Source organism: Pseudomonas botevensis (assembly GCF_019145475.1).
Classification (GTDB): domain Bacteria; phylum Pseudomonadota; class Gammaproteobacteria; order Pseudomonadales; family Pseudomonadaceae; genus Aquipseudomonas; species Aquipseudomonas botevensis.
On record NZ_JAHTKI010000017.1, the window covers coordinates 65,475 to 79,755 of the forward strand.

11 protein-coding genes are annotated in these 14,281 nt (G+C 62.8%); 1 reads left to right on the plus strand and 10 read right to left on the minus strand.

Annotated elements, in window-relative coordinates; all coding sequences use genetic code 11:
* Positions 1–9 precede the first annotated feature (9 nt).
* The 4 genes from KVQ74_RS20750 to KVQ74_RS20765 all read right to left on the minus strand — a co-directional run bounded on the left by KVQ74_RS20750 (position 10) and on the right by KVQ74_RS20765 (position 3,577).
* A complete protein-coding gene (locus KVQ74_RS20750) occupies positions 10–621 on the minus strand; it encodes a hypothetical protein (RefSeq protein WP_217833024.1) in 612 nt (203 codons plus the stop codon).
* Positions 618–1,199, minus strand: a complete 582-nt coding sequence (locus KVQ74_RS20755; RefSeq protein WP_217833073.1) for an RNA polymerase sigma factor — start codon at positions 1,197–1,199, stop codon at positions 618–620. Before KVQ74_RS20755 ends, KVQ74_RS20750 begins: the two co-directional genes overlap by 4 nt.
* Before the next feature lie 29 nt (positions 1,200–1,228).
* Entirely contained in the window at positions 1,229–2,929 is a 1,701-nt protein-coding gene (locus KVQ74_RS20760; RefSeq protein WP_217833025.1) for a vWA domain-containing protein, read from the minus strand.
* An 87-nt stretch (positions 2,930–3,016) separates the two neighbouring features.
* Entirely contained in the window at positions 3,017–3,577 is a 561-nt protein-coding gene (locus tag KVQ74_RS20765; RefSeq protein WP_217833026.1) for a YbhB/YbcL family Raf kinase inhibitor-like protein, read from the minus strand.
* 137 nt (positions 3,578–3,714) lie between these two features.
* Between KVQ74_RS20765 and KVQ74_RS20770 the strand changes: the two genes are divergently transcribed.
* Entirely contained in the window at positions 3,715–5,244 is a 1,530-nt protein-coding gene (locus tag KVQ74_RS20770; protein WP_217833027.1) for an FAD-dependent oxidoreductase, read from the plus strand.
* Here the strand turns inward: KVQ74_RS20770 and pgaD are convergent.
* The 6 genes from pgaD to KVQ74_RS20800 all read right to left on the minus strand — a co-directional run bounded on the left by pgaD (position 5,237) and on the right by KVQ74_RS20800 (position 14,270).
* Positions 5,237–5,770 carry a poly-beta-1,6-N-acetyl-D-glucosamine biosynthesis protein PgaD gene (gene pgaD / locus KVQ74_RS20775; RefSeq protein WP_217833028.1) on the minus strand — a complete coding sequence of 178 codons (534 nt, stop codon included), beginning with the start codon at positions 5,768–5,770 and terminating at the stop codon, positions 5,237–5,239. The two genes, KVQ74_RS20770 and pgaD, sit on opposite strands and share 8 nt — an antisense overlap.
* Positions 5,767–7,122 carry a poly-beta-1,6-N-acetyl-D-glucosamine synthase gene (gene pgaC, locus KVQ74_RS20780; RefSeq protein WP_217833029.1) on the minus strand — a complete coding sequence of 452 codons (1,356 nt, stop codon included), beginning with the start codon at positions 7,120–7,122 and terminating at the stop codon, positions 5,767–5,769. The genes pgaD and pgaC overlap by 4 nt, the downstream gene beginning before the upstream one ends.
* Position 7,123: 1 nt before the next feature.
* Positions 7,124–9,121 carry a poly-beta-1,6-N-acetyl-D-glucosamine N-deacetylase PgaB gene (pgaB, locus tag KVQ74_RS20785; protein WP_217833030.1) on the minus strand — a complete coding sequence of 666 codons (1,998 nt, stop codon included), beginning with the start codon at positions 9,119–9,121 and terminating at the stop codon, positions 7,124–7,126.
* A 12-nt stretch (positions 9,122–9,133) separates the two neighbouring features.
* Complete coding sequence (gene pgaA, locus KVQ74_RS20790; protein WP_217833031.1) at positions 9,134–11,614, minus strand: poly-beta-1,6 N-acetyl-D-glucosamine export porin PgaA; 2,481 nt, start codon at positions 11,612–11,614, stop codon at positions 9,134–9,136.
* A 251-nt stretch (positions 11,615–11,865) separates the two neighbouring features.
* Complete coding sequence (locus tag KVQ74_RS20795; RefSeq protein WP_217833032.1) at positions 11,866–13,383, minus strand: YdgA family protein; 1,518 nt, start codon at positions 13,381–13,383, stop codon at positions 11,866–11,868.
* A gap of 251 nt (positions 13,384–13,634) precedes the next feature.
* Entirely contained in the window at positions 13,635–14,270 is a 636-nt protein-coding gene (locus KVQ74_RS20800) for an NADH:ubiquinone oxidoreductase subunit N (RefSeq protein ID WP_141126874.1), read from the minus strand.
* Positions 14,271–14,281 lie beyond the last annotated feature (11 nt).

Below are 14,281 nucleotides of genomic sequence, written 5' to 3' on the forward strand. Positions count from 1 at the left end.
GTTGTGCGGTCAGTTCTGGCGGATTTGTTCGAGGCGCAGGTCGAGGTTTACGTTCGGATAGCGCTTGTGCAGGTTGTTGAACAGCGCATCGGCGGCTTGCGGCTGGCCGTTTTCGCGCAGGCGCAGGACTTCGCGCAATTGCTCGTCGAGGCCGTTGACCGAGGCAGGAGCCGGGGCGCGTTTGCTGGATTTGGCTTCGTCAGCCATGTCGGCGCTGATCGATTCGCTTTGCATCGGCGCGGCCATCTCTGCCATCGGTGCGGGAGCGGGCATGGCGGCGGACGGCGCGGCGAGGGCGCGCGGTTCGGCGGCTTGCTTGCGCGCCAGCGGTGCGGCGGGCTTGGCGGCCGGGGCAAAGTCGTATTGAGCCACCGGTTCCGGTGCGCGTTGCACCAGCGACAGCATCAGCGCCACGCCGATCAGGCTGGCGAAGGCGACTTGCCAGCGCGGTTTCTGACAAGCCTGAAGCCAACGCTGCCACAGACCGGGTTTCGGTGCCGGGGTTTCGCGGCGAGCAGCGTCGAGGATGAGCGCGTCGAGATCCGCCGGCGGTTCGCCGTTCTGTTGTTCGCGGAAGTGCTTGAGCACTTGCGCCTCGGGTGTCTGGCGGGCGTCAGTCATGTCAGTACCTCCTCGGCCAGCAGCCGACGCAGTTTTTGCTGGGCGTAGCGCAAGCGGCTCTTGACGGTTTCCAGCGGTGTTTCGGTGAGGCTGGCGATTTGCGCCAGGTCGAGGTCGCCATGGGCGCGCAGCAGGAACACTTCGCGCTGATCGGCGGGCAAGGTTTGCAGAGCACTTTCCAGGCGCTGATTGTCGTGGCTGAGACTCAGCAGTTGTTCAGGATCGGTCGCTTCGTCGCTGACCGCATGGGTTTGCTCATCGTAGCTATCGTGCAAGGGCTGGTGGGCACCGTGCTTGCGCCAGTGATCGATCAGCCGATTGCGGGCAATCTGGAACAGCCAGGTACGAAAAGTCGCCCGACCTTGTGGCTGACTGCCGCTGCGGATCAGGCTCAGCCAGGTTTCCTGAAAGACCTCATCGGCCAGTTCCGGTTTGCCGCTCAACCCGAGCAGAAACCGGTACAGACTCTGGCGATGGCGGGCGTAGAGCATCTCGAACGCCGCGCCGTCACCCTCGCGATAACGGGCCAGCAACGACTCATCGCTGCTGGCCTCAAGGCTGCTTGCAGGCGCAAACAGCTGACTGATAAAGCCCTTCAAGCGGCTCACTATTCAATCCGTCGGTCAGTGGGCATCCCGTTCGATGCGGTTGTCGTGCGCAGGCTCTGCGCCAGCTCCACCAGTTGCACGAACTCGTTGCGCAAGCCGAAGCGGTCATCGCCACGGGCACCACGGGCCAGGGTTGCGGTGTCCTTGAGGCTGAAGTCGCCGGTGTAGCGGCCGTCCTTGAGTTGCTGGGCAAATGCGGCCACGGCGGCGGCAAAGCGCAGATCCTCGCTGGCCGTTGCGACCTGATTGGCGATCGGGCGCTCAATCAGAAGACTTTTCCCACCTTCGGGCTGTTGATAACGCACACGCAGCATCGCCAATTCTCCGTTCTTTTCGGAAACGACCGCGCCCGACTTGCCATAGCGCAGCGGCTCCAGCCACCCCTTCTCCCCCGCCGGAACAATTTCATACAGCGCCGTCACCGTATGTCCTGCGCCGACTTCCCCGGCATCGACCTTGTCATTGCTGAAGTCCTCACGCTGCAACGCGCGGTTCTCGTAACCAAGCAGGCGGTATTCGCGGACCTGCGCCGGGTTGAACTCCACCTGCAATTTGACGTTTTTCGCCACCACGGCAAGGGTCGAACCGAGTTGATCCACCAGTACCTTGCGTGCCTCGCGCAGGTTGTCGATGTAGGCATAGTTGCCGTCGCCGGCATCGGCCAGTTGTTCCATCAGATGTTCATTGTAGTTATCCACACCAAAACCCAGGGTGGTCAGAGAAATCCCGGTCTTGCGTTTATCCACAGCCATTTGCTTGAGGCTGTCGAAGTCGCTGATGCCGACATTGAAGTCACCGTCGGTGGCCAGCAGGATGCGGTTGATGCCTTTCGGGATGAACGCCTGTTGGGCCATCTGGTAGGCCAATTCGATGCCGGAAGCTCCGGCGGTGGAACCGCCCGCCGTCAGCTGCTCGATGGCTGTGCGAATTTTCGCCTTTTCCCGTCCGGATGTGGGTTCGAGGACCACCCGTGATTCGCCGGCATACACCACCAGCGACACCCGATCCTGTTCGCGCAACTGATCGACCAGCAGTTTCAGCGTGCTTTTGACCAGTGGCAGACCTTCGCGACGGTCCATCGAGCCGGACACATCCACCAGAAACACCAGATTCGCCGGGGCCAGTTCAGCCACCGCGCGGTCGGAAGCCTTGATGCCGATGCGCAGCAGGCGTGTGTGCGGGTTCCACGGCGAGGCAGCCAGTTCGGTGGTCACACCGAAGGGCGAGCCGTCGCTGGGCAACGCATAGTCGTAGGGAAAGTAATTGACCATCTCCTCCAGCCGCACCGCGCCGTCCGGCGGCATTCGGCCCTGATTGAGCAGCCGCCGGACGTTGGCGTAGGCGCCCGTGTCGACGTCGGCGCTGAAGGTCGAGACCGGCGCCTCGGCAACGCTGTGGATCGGATTGTCGGTCAGGGTCTGGTATTGCTCGCGCTGCGCATCGCGGTAGCCCTGTGGATAACTTTCTCCGGCAGGCATCGGGGCGACACTTGCGATGGGAGCCGGGCGCAGGCTGCGCTTGGCCATCACGCTGTCGGCCATGACGGCTTCCTGCATGACCTCGGATTTGGGTTCAGGCTGTGAGGCGGAGGGTACAGGCGGCACAACGGCGGATGGCGGGTTGGAGGGAACACCGCAGCCGGCGATGACCAGCAGCACGCCGACGGCAACCGGTCGCAGCAAGACAGAAGGAAAGGACATGGGGGCTGACCTCAGAGGAAATTGATCCATTCATCCTCTGAGACGGTCAGCCCTTTCGGTTCGGGTTAAACACCGCTGAAAATTTTTTCAGCGGTGATAACGCCGCACCGCACTGCTGTTGCGCAGCACATGACCTTTGATTTTTTCCATCAGTTCGGCACGGGTCAGACCGGCGGGCAAGGCGTCCGGAGCCAGGTCGAGGGCGTAGATCTGAATAATGTAGTGGTGCGCGCTGTCGCCAACCGGCGGGCACGGCCCCATGTAATGGGTGTTGCCCTTGCTGTTGGTGCCGCCGACACCTTCGAGCGCGGATTTGGCGCCGACGCCCGCCGGAATCTGCCGGGTCGTGGACTTGATGCCGTAATGAATCCAGTGATCGACGCCCAGGCCTTTCTGGCCGTCCGGGTCGTGCATGACGATGGCGTAGCTTTGGGTGCCGGTCGGGCCGGCATTCCAGCTCAAGGCCGGCGACTGGTTCTTGCCGCCGCAACCGGCCGCATCGCTGGCCGCCGCCGAGGTGAACAGACGGTTATCGGAAACACCAGGGATGTTGAGGGTGAAGCGCTCCTGGGCCTGCGCGGGGAACTGCACGCAAAGGGCGACGGCAACGGCCGCCAGCCAAGGGTTGAGAGAGGTCAATCGGGTCATTCCGGGCACCTTGTGCAGTTGGGCCGTCGTCGGCCTGCAAACTATAGCCGTACCGTTCATGCCGTGGCAGTAGCAATTGGATGAACCTCGTATTGCGGCGCAAACTCGTAAGAGAAATGCCCGCGAGGAGCCAGATCATGTCCCTGCACCGTGTCGCCCGTTTCGCCGATGTCCCTGAAGACCGTGGCCTGCCCGTGCAGATTGGCGATTGCAAGATCGTCCTTCTGCGCGCCGCCGGCCAGTTGCGCGCGTTTCAGGGTGAATGCCCGCATGCCGGCGCGCCCTTGGCTGACGGCGCGCTGTGTCACGGACGACTGATCTGCCCATGGCACAAAGCCGCGTTCCGGGTGGAGGACGGTGCGTTGTGCGAGCCCCCGGCCCTCGACAGCCTGACGCGTTACCCGCTGGAATTGCGCGGCGATGAAGTCTGGGTCGACGACCAGCCATTGCCCGATCCGCATAGGCCGCCTGCCGACGACCCGCGAGCGTTCGTGATTGCCGGTGCCGGAGCCGCCGGGACCGCGTGTGCGGCGGCGCTGCGGGAAAAGGGCTTTGGTGGCCGGATCCTGATGATCGACCGCGAGCCTGACGCCGGTTACGACCGCACGGTGCTGAGCAAATTTGTCCTCGCCGGCGAAATGCCGCCGCAGGAAACCCCGGCGTTGCGCGACGACGGCTTCTATAAGGAGCAGCGCATCGAGCGCCTGCAAGGTGAAATCACCTCGCTGGACGCCCAGGCCAAAACCCTTCACCTGAACAACGGCCAAACCCTCGCTTATGATGCAGCGGTGCTGGCGACCGGGGGCGAACCCAATCCGTTGGAGCTGCCCGGCGCCGATTTGCCGCACGTCTTCGTTCTGCGTTCGAAGGCCCAGGCCGAGCGGATCATGAGCGTGGCCGAAGCGGATCAACGGGCGGTGATCATCGGCGACAGTTTCATTGCCCTCGAATGCGCCTCGGCCCTGCGCCAACTTGGCCTCGACGTGACGGTGCTTGCACGCCACGCCATCCCGTTCGCCGCCCAGTTCGGCGAAGCCGTGGGCCGCGCGATCCGCGCGCTGCACGAAGCCAACGGGGTGAAATTCATCAACGGCCATGAAGCAAAAGAGGTCACCGGCGACGGCAAGGTCGAGGCGGTGCTGCTGGACAACGGTCTGCGTCTTTCAGCGGATCTGGTGCTGGCGGGGATCGGCGTGCATCCCGCCACCGAGGCGTTTTCCAGCCTGCCTCGGGAAAAAGACCGCTCGCTGCGGGTCGATGACGGCATGCGCGTGACCGATGGCTTGTGGGCGATTGGCGATATCGCCACGTTTCCGTTGAACGGCCAGCCGCAGCGCATCGAACACTGGCGCCTGGCCCAACAGCATGCGCGCATCGCCGCCGCCAATATGCTCGGCGGCGAGGAACACTACCTCGACGTGCCGTTCTTCTGGACCTGGCATTTCGGCAAGAGCTACGACTACCTCGGCCACGCCGGGCAGTGGGACGAAGTCGAATTCAGCGGCGCGCCAGAGCAGCCGCCGTTCATTGGCCTGTTTGGCCGAAACGGCGTGGTGGTGGCCGCCGTGGCCTGCGAAGAAGAGCGGGCCATGGCGCTGTTGGCGGAGCGGATGAAACAGCCGCTGCCGATGGAGCAGGCATGGCGGTTGATTCGCGAAGTCAGGTAATGCGGTTGACCGGCTCGCGATTGTCGTCGTCCTCGGCGTGCAGAAAGATCACTCGCGGGTGCTCCAGCGGCGCCAGGGGCGGCGGGATTTCCGACGGCTCCACCGGCCAGAAGTGCGGCACCACATGGCTGACATCACCGTCCTGATTGTTGTGAATGGTGATCACGCCGGGGCTGCGCAGCTTCTGCAAACGCTCATCGCACAGCTTGAAGCTCTTGGTCAGCCCTTCGTCGTCGACCATCGGCGCCGCCAGACGACGCTGGGAGAAACTTTTGCTTTTGCGCTGCTGGTAACGCGCCCAGGAAATCAGAATGACCGCGTTGACCAGCGCCACCCACAAGTAAATCTGCAACGTGCCGAGGGCTTCGAACGCCGAATTGTCGATGCGCGGCCCACCGGCATGCGTCTCGATCAGCGGCCATAGCCCGCGCACCAGCAGAAACAGCAGGCCGATCCAGGCTATTACGGTGAGGATCACATCGACCACGACCATGAAGGGTCGTTGACGAGTTCGGATGATTTTCATTTGATGACCTCCTCTTCGTCGTCCCCGATCGGCTTGATGCCCCGGTCAGGACTGACCCAGCGCGCACGCTTCTGATGCTGACCGAACAGCACCTTGGGAAAGCTGACCAGCGTGGTCAGCAGGCTGACAAACCAGAATGCGATCGGATACCAGACCACCCAGAACATGGTTTTGCCCAGGCCCGGTTCGTAACGCCGGTCGATGATGATGCTGACCGCGAACTGCACCAGGCAGACAAACGCCAACAGCAGCCCGGTGAACGCCGGCGGCATCAGGTGATGGACGGCGATCGCTTCGGGCATGACCACGAATTTGCCCACCGCCCAGAAGATCACCGACAACAGGAAGGTGAACGCCCAACCGGTGGACAGGCAGTATTCGAACAGCAGCGGCCACAGGTAACGGTGGCGGTATTGCCAGATACCGCGAATGTTCTTGAACAGCACTTCGGCACCACCCTGGGCCCAGCGCAGGCGCTGCTTCCACAAGCCGCGCAGGGTTTCCGGCATCAGGATCCAGCACAGGGCGCGGGGCTCGTAGAAGATGCTCCAGTGATCCAGTTGCAGCTTCCAGCTGATGTCGATGTCTTCGGTGATCATGTCCGGGCTCCAGTAGCCGACCCGGTTCAGCGCCGTGCGGCGGAACGCGACGATCACCCCGGACACGGTGAAGATCCGGCCGAATACCCGCTGAGTACGCTTGATCAGCCCGATGATCGAAGAGAACTCACCAACCTGCACCCGCCCGACCAGCGTCGAACGGGTGCGGATACGCGGGTTGCCGGTCACGGCGCCGAGGCGTGCGTTGTCGAGCATCGGCGCGACCAGATAGGCGGCGGTGTTCGGTGCCAGCAGCGCGTCACCGTCGATGCACACCAGATATTCGCTGCGCGCGGCAATCGCGCCCATGCGCAGGGCCACGGCCTTGCCTTGGTTTTCCGCCAGGTGCAGCACGCGCAGACGCGAGTCTTCCCGGGCCAGCGCGTCCAGCACTTCGGCGGTGTTGTCCTTGGAGCCGTCGTTGATCGCGATCACTTCGATGTTCGGGTAATGCTGGGCCAACGCCGCGTGGATGGTATCGGCCGCATTGTCGCCTTCGTTGTAGCAAGGAATCAGGATCGAAATCAGCGGCTCGCCTTCCAGCGGCGGCGGCAACGTATCGTCCTTCCACGGCCAGTGCCGCTCCCAGTGCAGCCAGAAATACAGGCCACCGGAAATCCACAGCCCGGACATGAACAGCGGGTAGAAGAACACGAAGTCCATCAGGAACTGCCCGGTGACCAGGAAGATCAGTCCCAGCGGCACGCCGAGGACGAGCGCCAGAACAAGCAGGGCTAACAGTCTATCCAGCATGTTATGGATTCCATTTGTTGGAGAGCGCAGGCCGCACGTTTTTCAGGTCCGGCAGGTTCTCGAGAAAATTGTCCGGGTAGTAACCGAAACTCGCCGCGCCCTGGCGCTTGAGACGGTTCATCCAGTCGGCCAGTTGGGCACCGTCGATTTCGTTCTGATCCTTTTTCGTCCAGTCCCGGGCCTGCAATTCAAATACGGTGCGATCAAGCGCACCGGGGCGTGCCTTGACCGTCGCCACCAGCGACTCCAGCCACTCGCCGGATCGCGCCAGCGGCTGTTTTTCCATCAGCGGCATGGCCATCGGCGCGGTCCAGTCGTAGGTCACGAGGAAGTCGTCGAGGTTCTGCGCGAACCACGCTTCGCTGTGCGGATTGAGCATCGGCTCGGCAAAGATGTTGCGTGCGGTTTCCACCTGCGGGCCACGGATGGCGCGGACCTTGGCGGTCAACTCCTTGGTGAAGTCGATCAGGTAACGGCTCTTGAACCGCGTCCAGCGCTGCATCGCCGCCGGATCGGCGCGCAGGGCGGCAATCGAGCCTGGCAAGCCGTTGGCGGCGTAGGTTTTCAGCGCCTCGGGGCCGGCGTCTTCGAAATCCGAGAGCACCGCGTCGTCGTGGTAGAGGACGCCGTCGACCGACGTCAGGCGCGCCAGGTCTTCGTAGATTTCGCCGATGACCTGCCGGACTTGCGGATCGAACGGCGACAGACGCTTGTACTGATCCGGGTCGACGGACGTGGCACCGGTCTGCGGGTCCCAGCGTGTCACCCGTGGCAGCTTCGAATCCAGGGCGAAACTCAGCACCGGCATCCAGGCAAAGACTTTCACATGGGCACGGGTACGCAGTTGCCACGCCACCCGGTCGAACAGGTCGGCGCGCACCGGCAGGTGGCGGTTGGGGAAATACAGCGAATGCACCAGGCCATCGCCCTGCGGATCAGCGAAGGCTTGCAGGAACACGGTGTTGGCGCCCATGTCAGCCATGCGCTGGATCAGTTTGCCGAGGTTGATTTCCTGTTGCGCCGGATCCGGGTCATAGACGTTGTCCAGATCCACATGCACCACGCGCATGGTGAAGTCCGATTGCACGCCGACGACACTGTTGGCGAAGTGCTCGCCGTCAGGGTCGGATGCGACGAGGAAACGCGGGCTGCTCATCAGGTTGTCGAGGGCATCGAGACCGTCATCGAGGGTCAGGGCCATTTCGTAGCCCTCTTCGCCCACCACGGTCAGCGACGTGCCGTCCGCCGTACCATACGGCCAGACCCAGATCCTTGGTTTTTTGCCGGTGACCTTGCGGATTTTTTCCGAAATGGTCGCCACGTCGGTGCGAATCCGTGCCTGGAAATCCGCTTCGGATTCATAGCGCTTGCTCACCGGATCGTAACGTCGGGTGGCGGCGGCCGGCTGCATGTTGCCCTGCGGGTTGGCGAGGATGCCCTTGTGGTTGGCATCGGTGTGCGCGGCGATTTCCACCAGCCCCGATTGCGAGATTTCCCGCACCTGGTCCCAGGTCAGGAAGTCGGCGCGCGAACGCGGGGTGCCGGCGAAGTCCACCGGCTGATTCAGCGGGGTATCGATCCAGGTGCCGACCGGCGCCAGCAGCGCATGCCAGTTGTAGGCGCGCAGCACCGGCAGCACGCGGGTGTAGAAGCTTGAGTAACCGTCGTCGAAGCTCAACAGGATGGCTTTGGGCGGCAATTCCGGCCCACCCTTGCGCGCCGCCATGATCTGGTCGACGGTCACCGGTTTGTAATTGTTTTCCCGCAGCCACGCGAGCTGCTCGATCAGACGCTCGGTGCGCACTGCCACCACCGCCTGATCGGGATCGCGATCCTCGACGTCGTGGTAGGCAATGCCCAGGACATGGTTTTTCGGCCAGGGCTTTTCATTGGCCGCCAACGGGCGCTCGGACGGCGGCGCGAAGGCTGGGGCTTGCTGGGCGCAGGCGCTGACCAGCAGCACTCCCAGCAGAAGGATGAAACGCGAAATCAAAGGCATCTTCAAACTCTTCTAGAAGCGGAAAGTGAGGTCGACGAGCAGGCGCAGATCGGTTTCCCGGTCACCGTCGTAGGGCCGGTTGATCACGCTGAACAGACCGCCCACCTCGAACACGTCGTTCCAGGCGTAGCGCTGGCCGTAGCCGAGCAAGGCCATGCCGCCAGTGCCGTGGTCGCGCTGGCTGTACGTACCGGCGCCGGCCTGGAACTGCTGGCTCCACGCCGTTTCATAGCGGTGGTAGAGCACATGGTTGACGTTCAGCAGCGGCATCACGCTCAAGTCCGACTTCGGGTTGAAGTACGGCACATCGTCGGATTTGGAGTTGTGGCTGGTGCCGACTTCCAGGCCGGCGTCGACCTGGATGTTCGGTGCGCTGTAGATCCCTTCCCGCCCGGTGAGCAAGGCTTCGACGCGGTTGTTGCCGTCGCTGAAGTGCGACGGGCTGACGGACAGTTTCCACTCACGGCTCTCGTTGGCGCGCCAGCGGATGAAGCCGCTGCCGCCGTTGGCCTTGATGTCGCTGTTGAGCGCCCGCAGCGGGGTTTGCTCGGACAGGTATTCGAGGCTGCCGCCGTATTGCCAGTGGTCATTGATGTCGCGGGCGATCGCCAGACGCGCGCCCTGCTTGTCGCCGAAGCCGTAGGAATGGTTGGAAATTTCCGCCTCGAGGGTCATGTCGCGGGTGCGACGCTCCAGACCGACCCGCTGGAAACGATGATTACCGGTGCCTTCGGCGAAGTCGCCGGTGGCATAACCGACACCGGCGAATACCCGCCAGTCTTCATCGATCGGCGGACTGTAGAGGGTGCTCTGGATTCCAAAGTCCCGACTGCCGCTGACCGCGCCGGCATTGCCATTGCCGCCGCCATTGGCCTTGCCGCCGTAGGCTTCGACACGCAGTTCGGACATGTCATGCACTTCGCGCTCGCGGGCCAGACGCTGCACCTGACGGTTGTCGGGGAAACGCGCGACCACGTCATCGGTCAGCGCATCCATCTGCCGCCATTCCTGCAAGTCCATGGCCGTCCGCGCCTGAGCGATCTCCAGACCCATGTCGCGCGGCACCATGCTCTCGGTTTCCTTGAGCTGGTTTTCGGCGCGGCGCGGCCAGTTGCGGGCCAGGTACAGGTCAGCCTGGGCCAGGCGCAGGCCGACATTGCCCGGCGCCTGATCGACCAGCGCCTGCAAACGCTCTTCGCCGTGGGGCAAATCGGAACCGTAGGTGCCGGCCTGCGCCGCGAGTTGCTGGGCGTCCATCCATTCGTCGTTGGGGTTGCCGATCGGCAAACCCTTGAGTTCGATGCGCGGGCGCTGGGATTTGGCCAGGTCTTCGGCGACCTTGCGGGCCTCGGCGGCGCGATCGCTTTCCAGCAGCGAGTAGTACAGCGCCGTGGTGTCTTCCAGGCGGTCGCCGACATCGGCGTCCGGTGCCGCGAGTACCTGACGATAGAGATCGGTAGAGATTTCCGGTTGGCGCTGGTCGAGGTACGAGGCCGCCACCCAGCGCAGGGCATAGGTCGGAATCTGCACGCCTTCGGCTTGCAGCTTCTGATACTCGCTGATGACGTCGGCGGTGCGCGCCCGGGCCTTGAGCGCGCCCATGCGGTCGATGCGCCAGCGCGTCACGTCGTCGTGGGCAGCGGCGTCCGGGGTCCAGGTGGCGAGCAGTTGGTCGTAGTCCGCCAGCGCCCGGTCGGCGATGACGTAGCGTTCTTTTTCGCTGCGGGTGGCGAGTTCGGCGAGGCGCACGCGCTCGGCGGCCAGATCGCCTTCGAGACGGCGCTGGGTCACCGGATCAATCAGCCCCGGTCGTTGCCTGACCAGACGCAGGGCTGGTTCCGGCAGACGCGCCTTTTGCAGGGCGACCACGTATTCGCGGGCGACCTCCGGCTTGCTGCCGGCTCGGATGAAGGCCTGATCGTATTCGAACAAGGCGTCGTACTGCTTGCCGGCGCGGGTCAGGGCATAACCCAGGGCGAGGCGACGGGCAGGATCATCGGGTTTGGCCGCCACCAGTGCCCGGGCGCGGATCACCGCCTCGTCGGGCTTGCCCGAGTCCGCCTGGGTCAGGGCCAGGCCGAGTTGCAGATCGGCATTGTCCGGGTCCTGCGCCAGGGCCTTGTTGTAGACCTGCGTCGCTTGATCCCAGCGCTTGAGGTTGCGATAGGCCCGCGCGGTGGCGGTCAGCGCCTGAACCGGCAGCGCGCGGTCGCGGCCCTCGGTTTCATAGACCTTGACCACTTCGGCATCGAGTCCGGCCCAACTGGCGATCTGCAAGTGATCGCTGACTTGCCCGTTGGTCGACTGACCGGGCGGCACCTGGCGCAGCACCGTCAGCGCAGGCGTGTAATGCCCTGCCCGGGCGTCGAGCACCATCTGATCGTAGGCCGTATCGGCGAACGCGATGGCCGGCCAGAGCAACTGGCTGCACAGCGCGACTCGAAACAAAGGGCGTAAACCACGATGTAATACGGGGACATCAATACGCGGCATTTGTCAGCATCCTTACATGGCCAGCCGGGTCGCAATGCCCTCCTTGCCCATTCGTAACAGTGGCCGAACAGCTCACGGCCAATTTCAGTCAGGCAGTCTTGCACGCAAGCGTAGACCAATATCCAGAACACAATAATTGTTCAGATTCGTGACGAATTTTCCCGAATGGACCGCCAATCCGGATGCCGGACAGCAAAACGCCCGGCGTTTGCGTTGCGCAAAGGCCGGGCGTCGCTTTGGAGCGTGGGGTGTTACTGATCGGGATCCTGGGTCACGGTGATGCCCGCGAACTTGCTCATCAGGAAACCGACGAACTGCTCAACGGTCATCTTCTGGCCGTTGAATTCCACCTGATTGGCGGCGTAATGCAGTTTGGTGACAACGTTGGCGCCATCCAGCGTCGCCATTTGCGAGCCGACGGCCATGCCGGCAAACATGTCGGCGGCGGCGCTGGCCTGATCGACGATGGCCTTGGCATCGGTCTGACCGTCAACCTGCGCCTGCACGCTGAGCAGGTCGATCAGCATCGGCTTGGACACCAGCACATTCAGGTCCAGCAGCGCGATCAACTGTTTGCCCAGTTGATCCGGCGGCAGGTCCATCGAGGCCGGTTTGGTCAGGTCGAGCACCAGGTTGGCGCGACTTTCGCCGTTGGCGGTTTTCAGCGACAGGTTTTCCAGCGCCAATTGCGGGCCGGCGGCCAGCAGTTTCTGCAGGTCAGCCTTGACCTGTGCCGACTCGGCTTCGGTCAGGTTCAGCTCCGGCGCCGGCAGGCCGGCGGCAGTGGCTTCGGCGGCCGCTTTCTCGTAGGGCTGCAACTTGGTCTGGTAGATCTGCATCAGCGACATGGTCGACGGAATGTCGAGGTTTTTCAGGCTCATGACCATTTGCGCGGAGCCGATTTTCTTGTCGTTCAGTGTCACTTCACTGATCGAGTAGTCCGCACGGCCGGAGGCGTTGGTGCCGGTTTCCTCGGTCTGGTTCTTCATTTCGAAGTTCTTCACGCCCAGCACCGATTGTTTGGCGCCGAAGGTGGTCTTGCTGCTGGTCAGCTTGAGCACGTTTTCGCCGGTGTAGTAGCCGTAGCTGCTCTTGGCGAGATTGCTGGCCAGGGTCAGACCATTGAGCTCGATCTGTACCGGGCTCTGGTCTTCGGCGACGGTGACCAGATGCAGGCTGTCCATGTAGCCATCAGCCTTGACCTTCTGCGCCTGGGCGCTGGCGGAGATGTCCATGTTCAGGCCGGAGAATTTCAGGCTCGACTTGTCGTCCAGCGCGGTTTCCAGCGGCAGCAATTCGAGGTTGCCGGTGGTGGATTCGTCGTAGCCGATGTTGACCACGCCTTTGAGTGGCGCGGCGTCCTTGGTGGCGGCGAACCATTTTTCGGTGACCGGGGTCTTTTTCAGCTCATAGTGACTGGTGGCCATGACCGGCAGCCACTTCAGCGAAACAAGACGCGAGAACGGCAGCGGGCCGTGTTCGATATGGTCTTCGAACTCCAGCTCGACCGGCGCATCACCGAACATTTCGCCTTCGCCCTTCAGGCGATAGTGCGCGATGCTGCTGAACGTGTTGCGCTCCAGCGACACCAGTTCCAGGGTCGCGCTGCCGTTGGAGCCGGCCATGGCGGTCTGCAGTTCTTTGTTCGCGTTGACGACGGCGTTGTTGAGCACACCTTCGATCTTGGTGCCGGTGTACCAGGCCCCGCCCGCGCTGATGGCACCAATGGCAACAACAATTCCGAGAAGCACGCCTGCTGATTTATTCATGAATGACCTGATCGATTCCGTGGCTGAAAGTGTGGTCGTCTTCCCTGAACCCGTGACCGGGTCGCGGCTCGACTCCGCTGAAATTAGCGATGGAGATTAGCACCGGGCAGGCAATGCGGCCCAATGTTTAAAGGTTAAAGAGTGTCTATGGGGTGTGCGAAAAATCAGCAGGCGGCAAATGTTGCAGGTTTTTGCAGCCGCTCTCGCGAGGGAGCCCGCTCACGAAAACGGCTGGTTGATGTGACAGAGAATCAGGAATACTGAACCTCGATCTCATCAAGCTGATGATCGAAGCTTTTCAGCCGCGCGGTCCAGGTATACACCAGCACCTCGAAATCCCGATCGATCACCGCCCCGCCCGGCCCGTCGGCACGGGGGTCGCAGAAATCCAGTTGATAGCGTTCGCGGGCCATGGCCGTGGCGACGTCGGACAGTTCACGGGCGTTGTTGAGCCAGTGCCAGCCTTCGTCGGCAATCTGTTTGTCCAGTTCCAGGCATTGTTTTTTCAGGGCTTCGAGGCTTTTTTCCAGCGGCGTGCCGGTGAGTTCGCCCATGACTTCGGCGAAGGTGCGCCCCGGTTGCCAGTAGCTGCCCCAGAAGTAGCGGTCGAATACGGTTTCGACCCGGCGCAGGGCGACTTTGGTGTCCCAGATCAGCACCAGGGTCCGGCCCTGTTCGAGCTGTCTTTTTTTGACCCGCTGCACCTGCACCGATGCCCAGGCAACCACCACGATGGCCATGACCGCGATCAGCGCGGTCGCGCTGTCGAGGAACACCATCGCCTTGTCGATCTGGTGGGCCAGCATGATGCCGTAGAAGTAGGTGGCCGACAGCAGCACCAAGGCTGCGAGGGCGCACCAGAAGCCGAGAGCATAAGGGTTTTTCATTATTGGTTTCC

Coding starts and splice junctions, on each gene's coding strand:
- KVQ74_RS20750 (WP_217833024.1), bottom strand. CDS start 621: ATGACTGACGCCCGCCAGACACCCGAGGCGCAAGTGCTCAAGCACTTC.
- KVQ74_RS20760 (WP_217833025.1), bottom strand. CDS start 2,929: ATGTCCTTTCCTTCTGTCTTGCTGCGACCGGTTGCCGTCGGCGTGCTG.
- KVQ74_RS20765 (WP_217833026.1), bottom strand. CDS start 3,577: ATGACCCGATTGACCTCTCTCAACCCTTGGCTGGCGGCCGTTGCCGTC.
- KVQ74_RS20770 (WP_217833027.1), top strand. CDS start 3,715: ATGTCCCTGCACCGTGTCGCCCGTTTCGCCGATGTCCCTGAAGACCGT.
- pgaD (WP_217833028.1), bottom strand. CDS start 5,770: ATGAAAATCATCCGAACTCGTCAACGACCCTTCATGGTCGTGGTCGAT.
- pgaC (WP_217833029.1), bottom strand. CDS start 7,122: ATGCTGGATAGACTGTTAGCCCTGCTTGTTCTGGCGCTCGTCCTCGGC.
- pgaB (WP_217833030.1), bottom strand. CDS start 9,121: ATGCCTTTGATTTCGCGTTTCATCCTTCTGCTGGGAGTGCTGCTGGTC.
- pgaA (WP_217833031.1), bottom strand. CDS start 11,614: ATGCCGCGTATTGATGTCCCCGTATTACATCGTGGTTTACGCCCTTTG.
- KVQ74_RS20795 (WP_217833032.1), bottom strand. CDS start 13,383: ATGAATAAATCAGCAGGCGTGCTTCTCGGAATTGTTGTTGCCATTGGT.
- KVQ74_RS20800 (WP_141126874.1), bottom strand. CDS start 14,270: ATGAAAAACCCTTATGCTCTCGGCTTCTGGTGCGCCCTCGCAGCCTTG.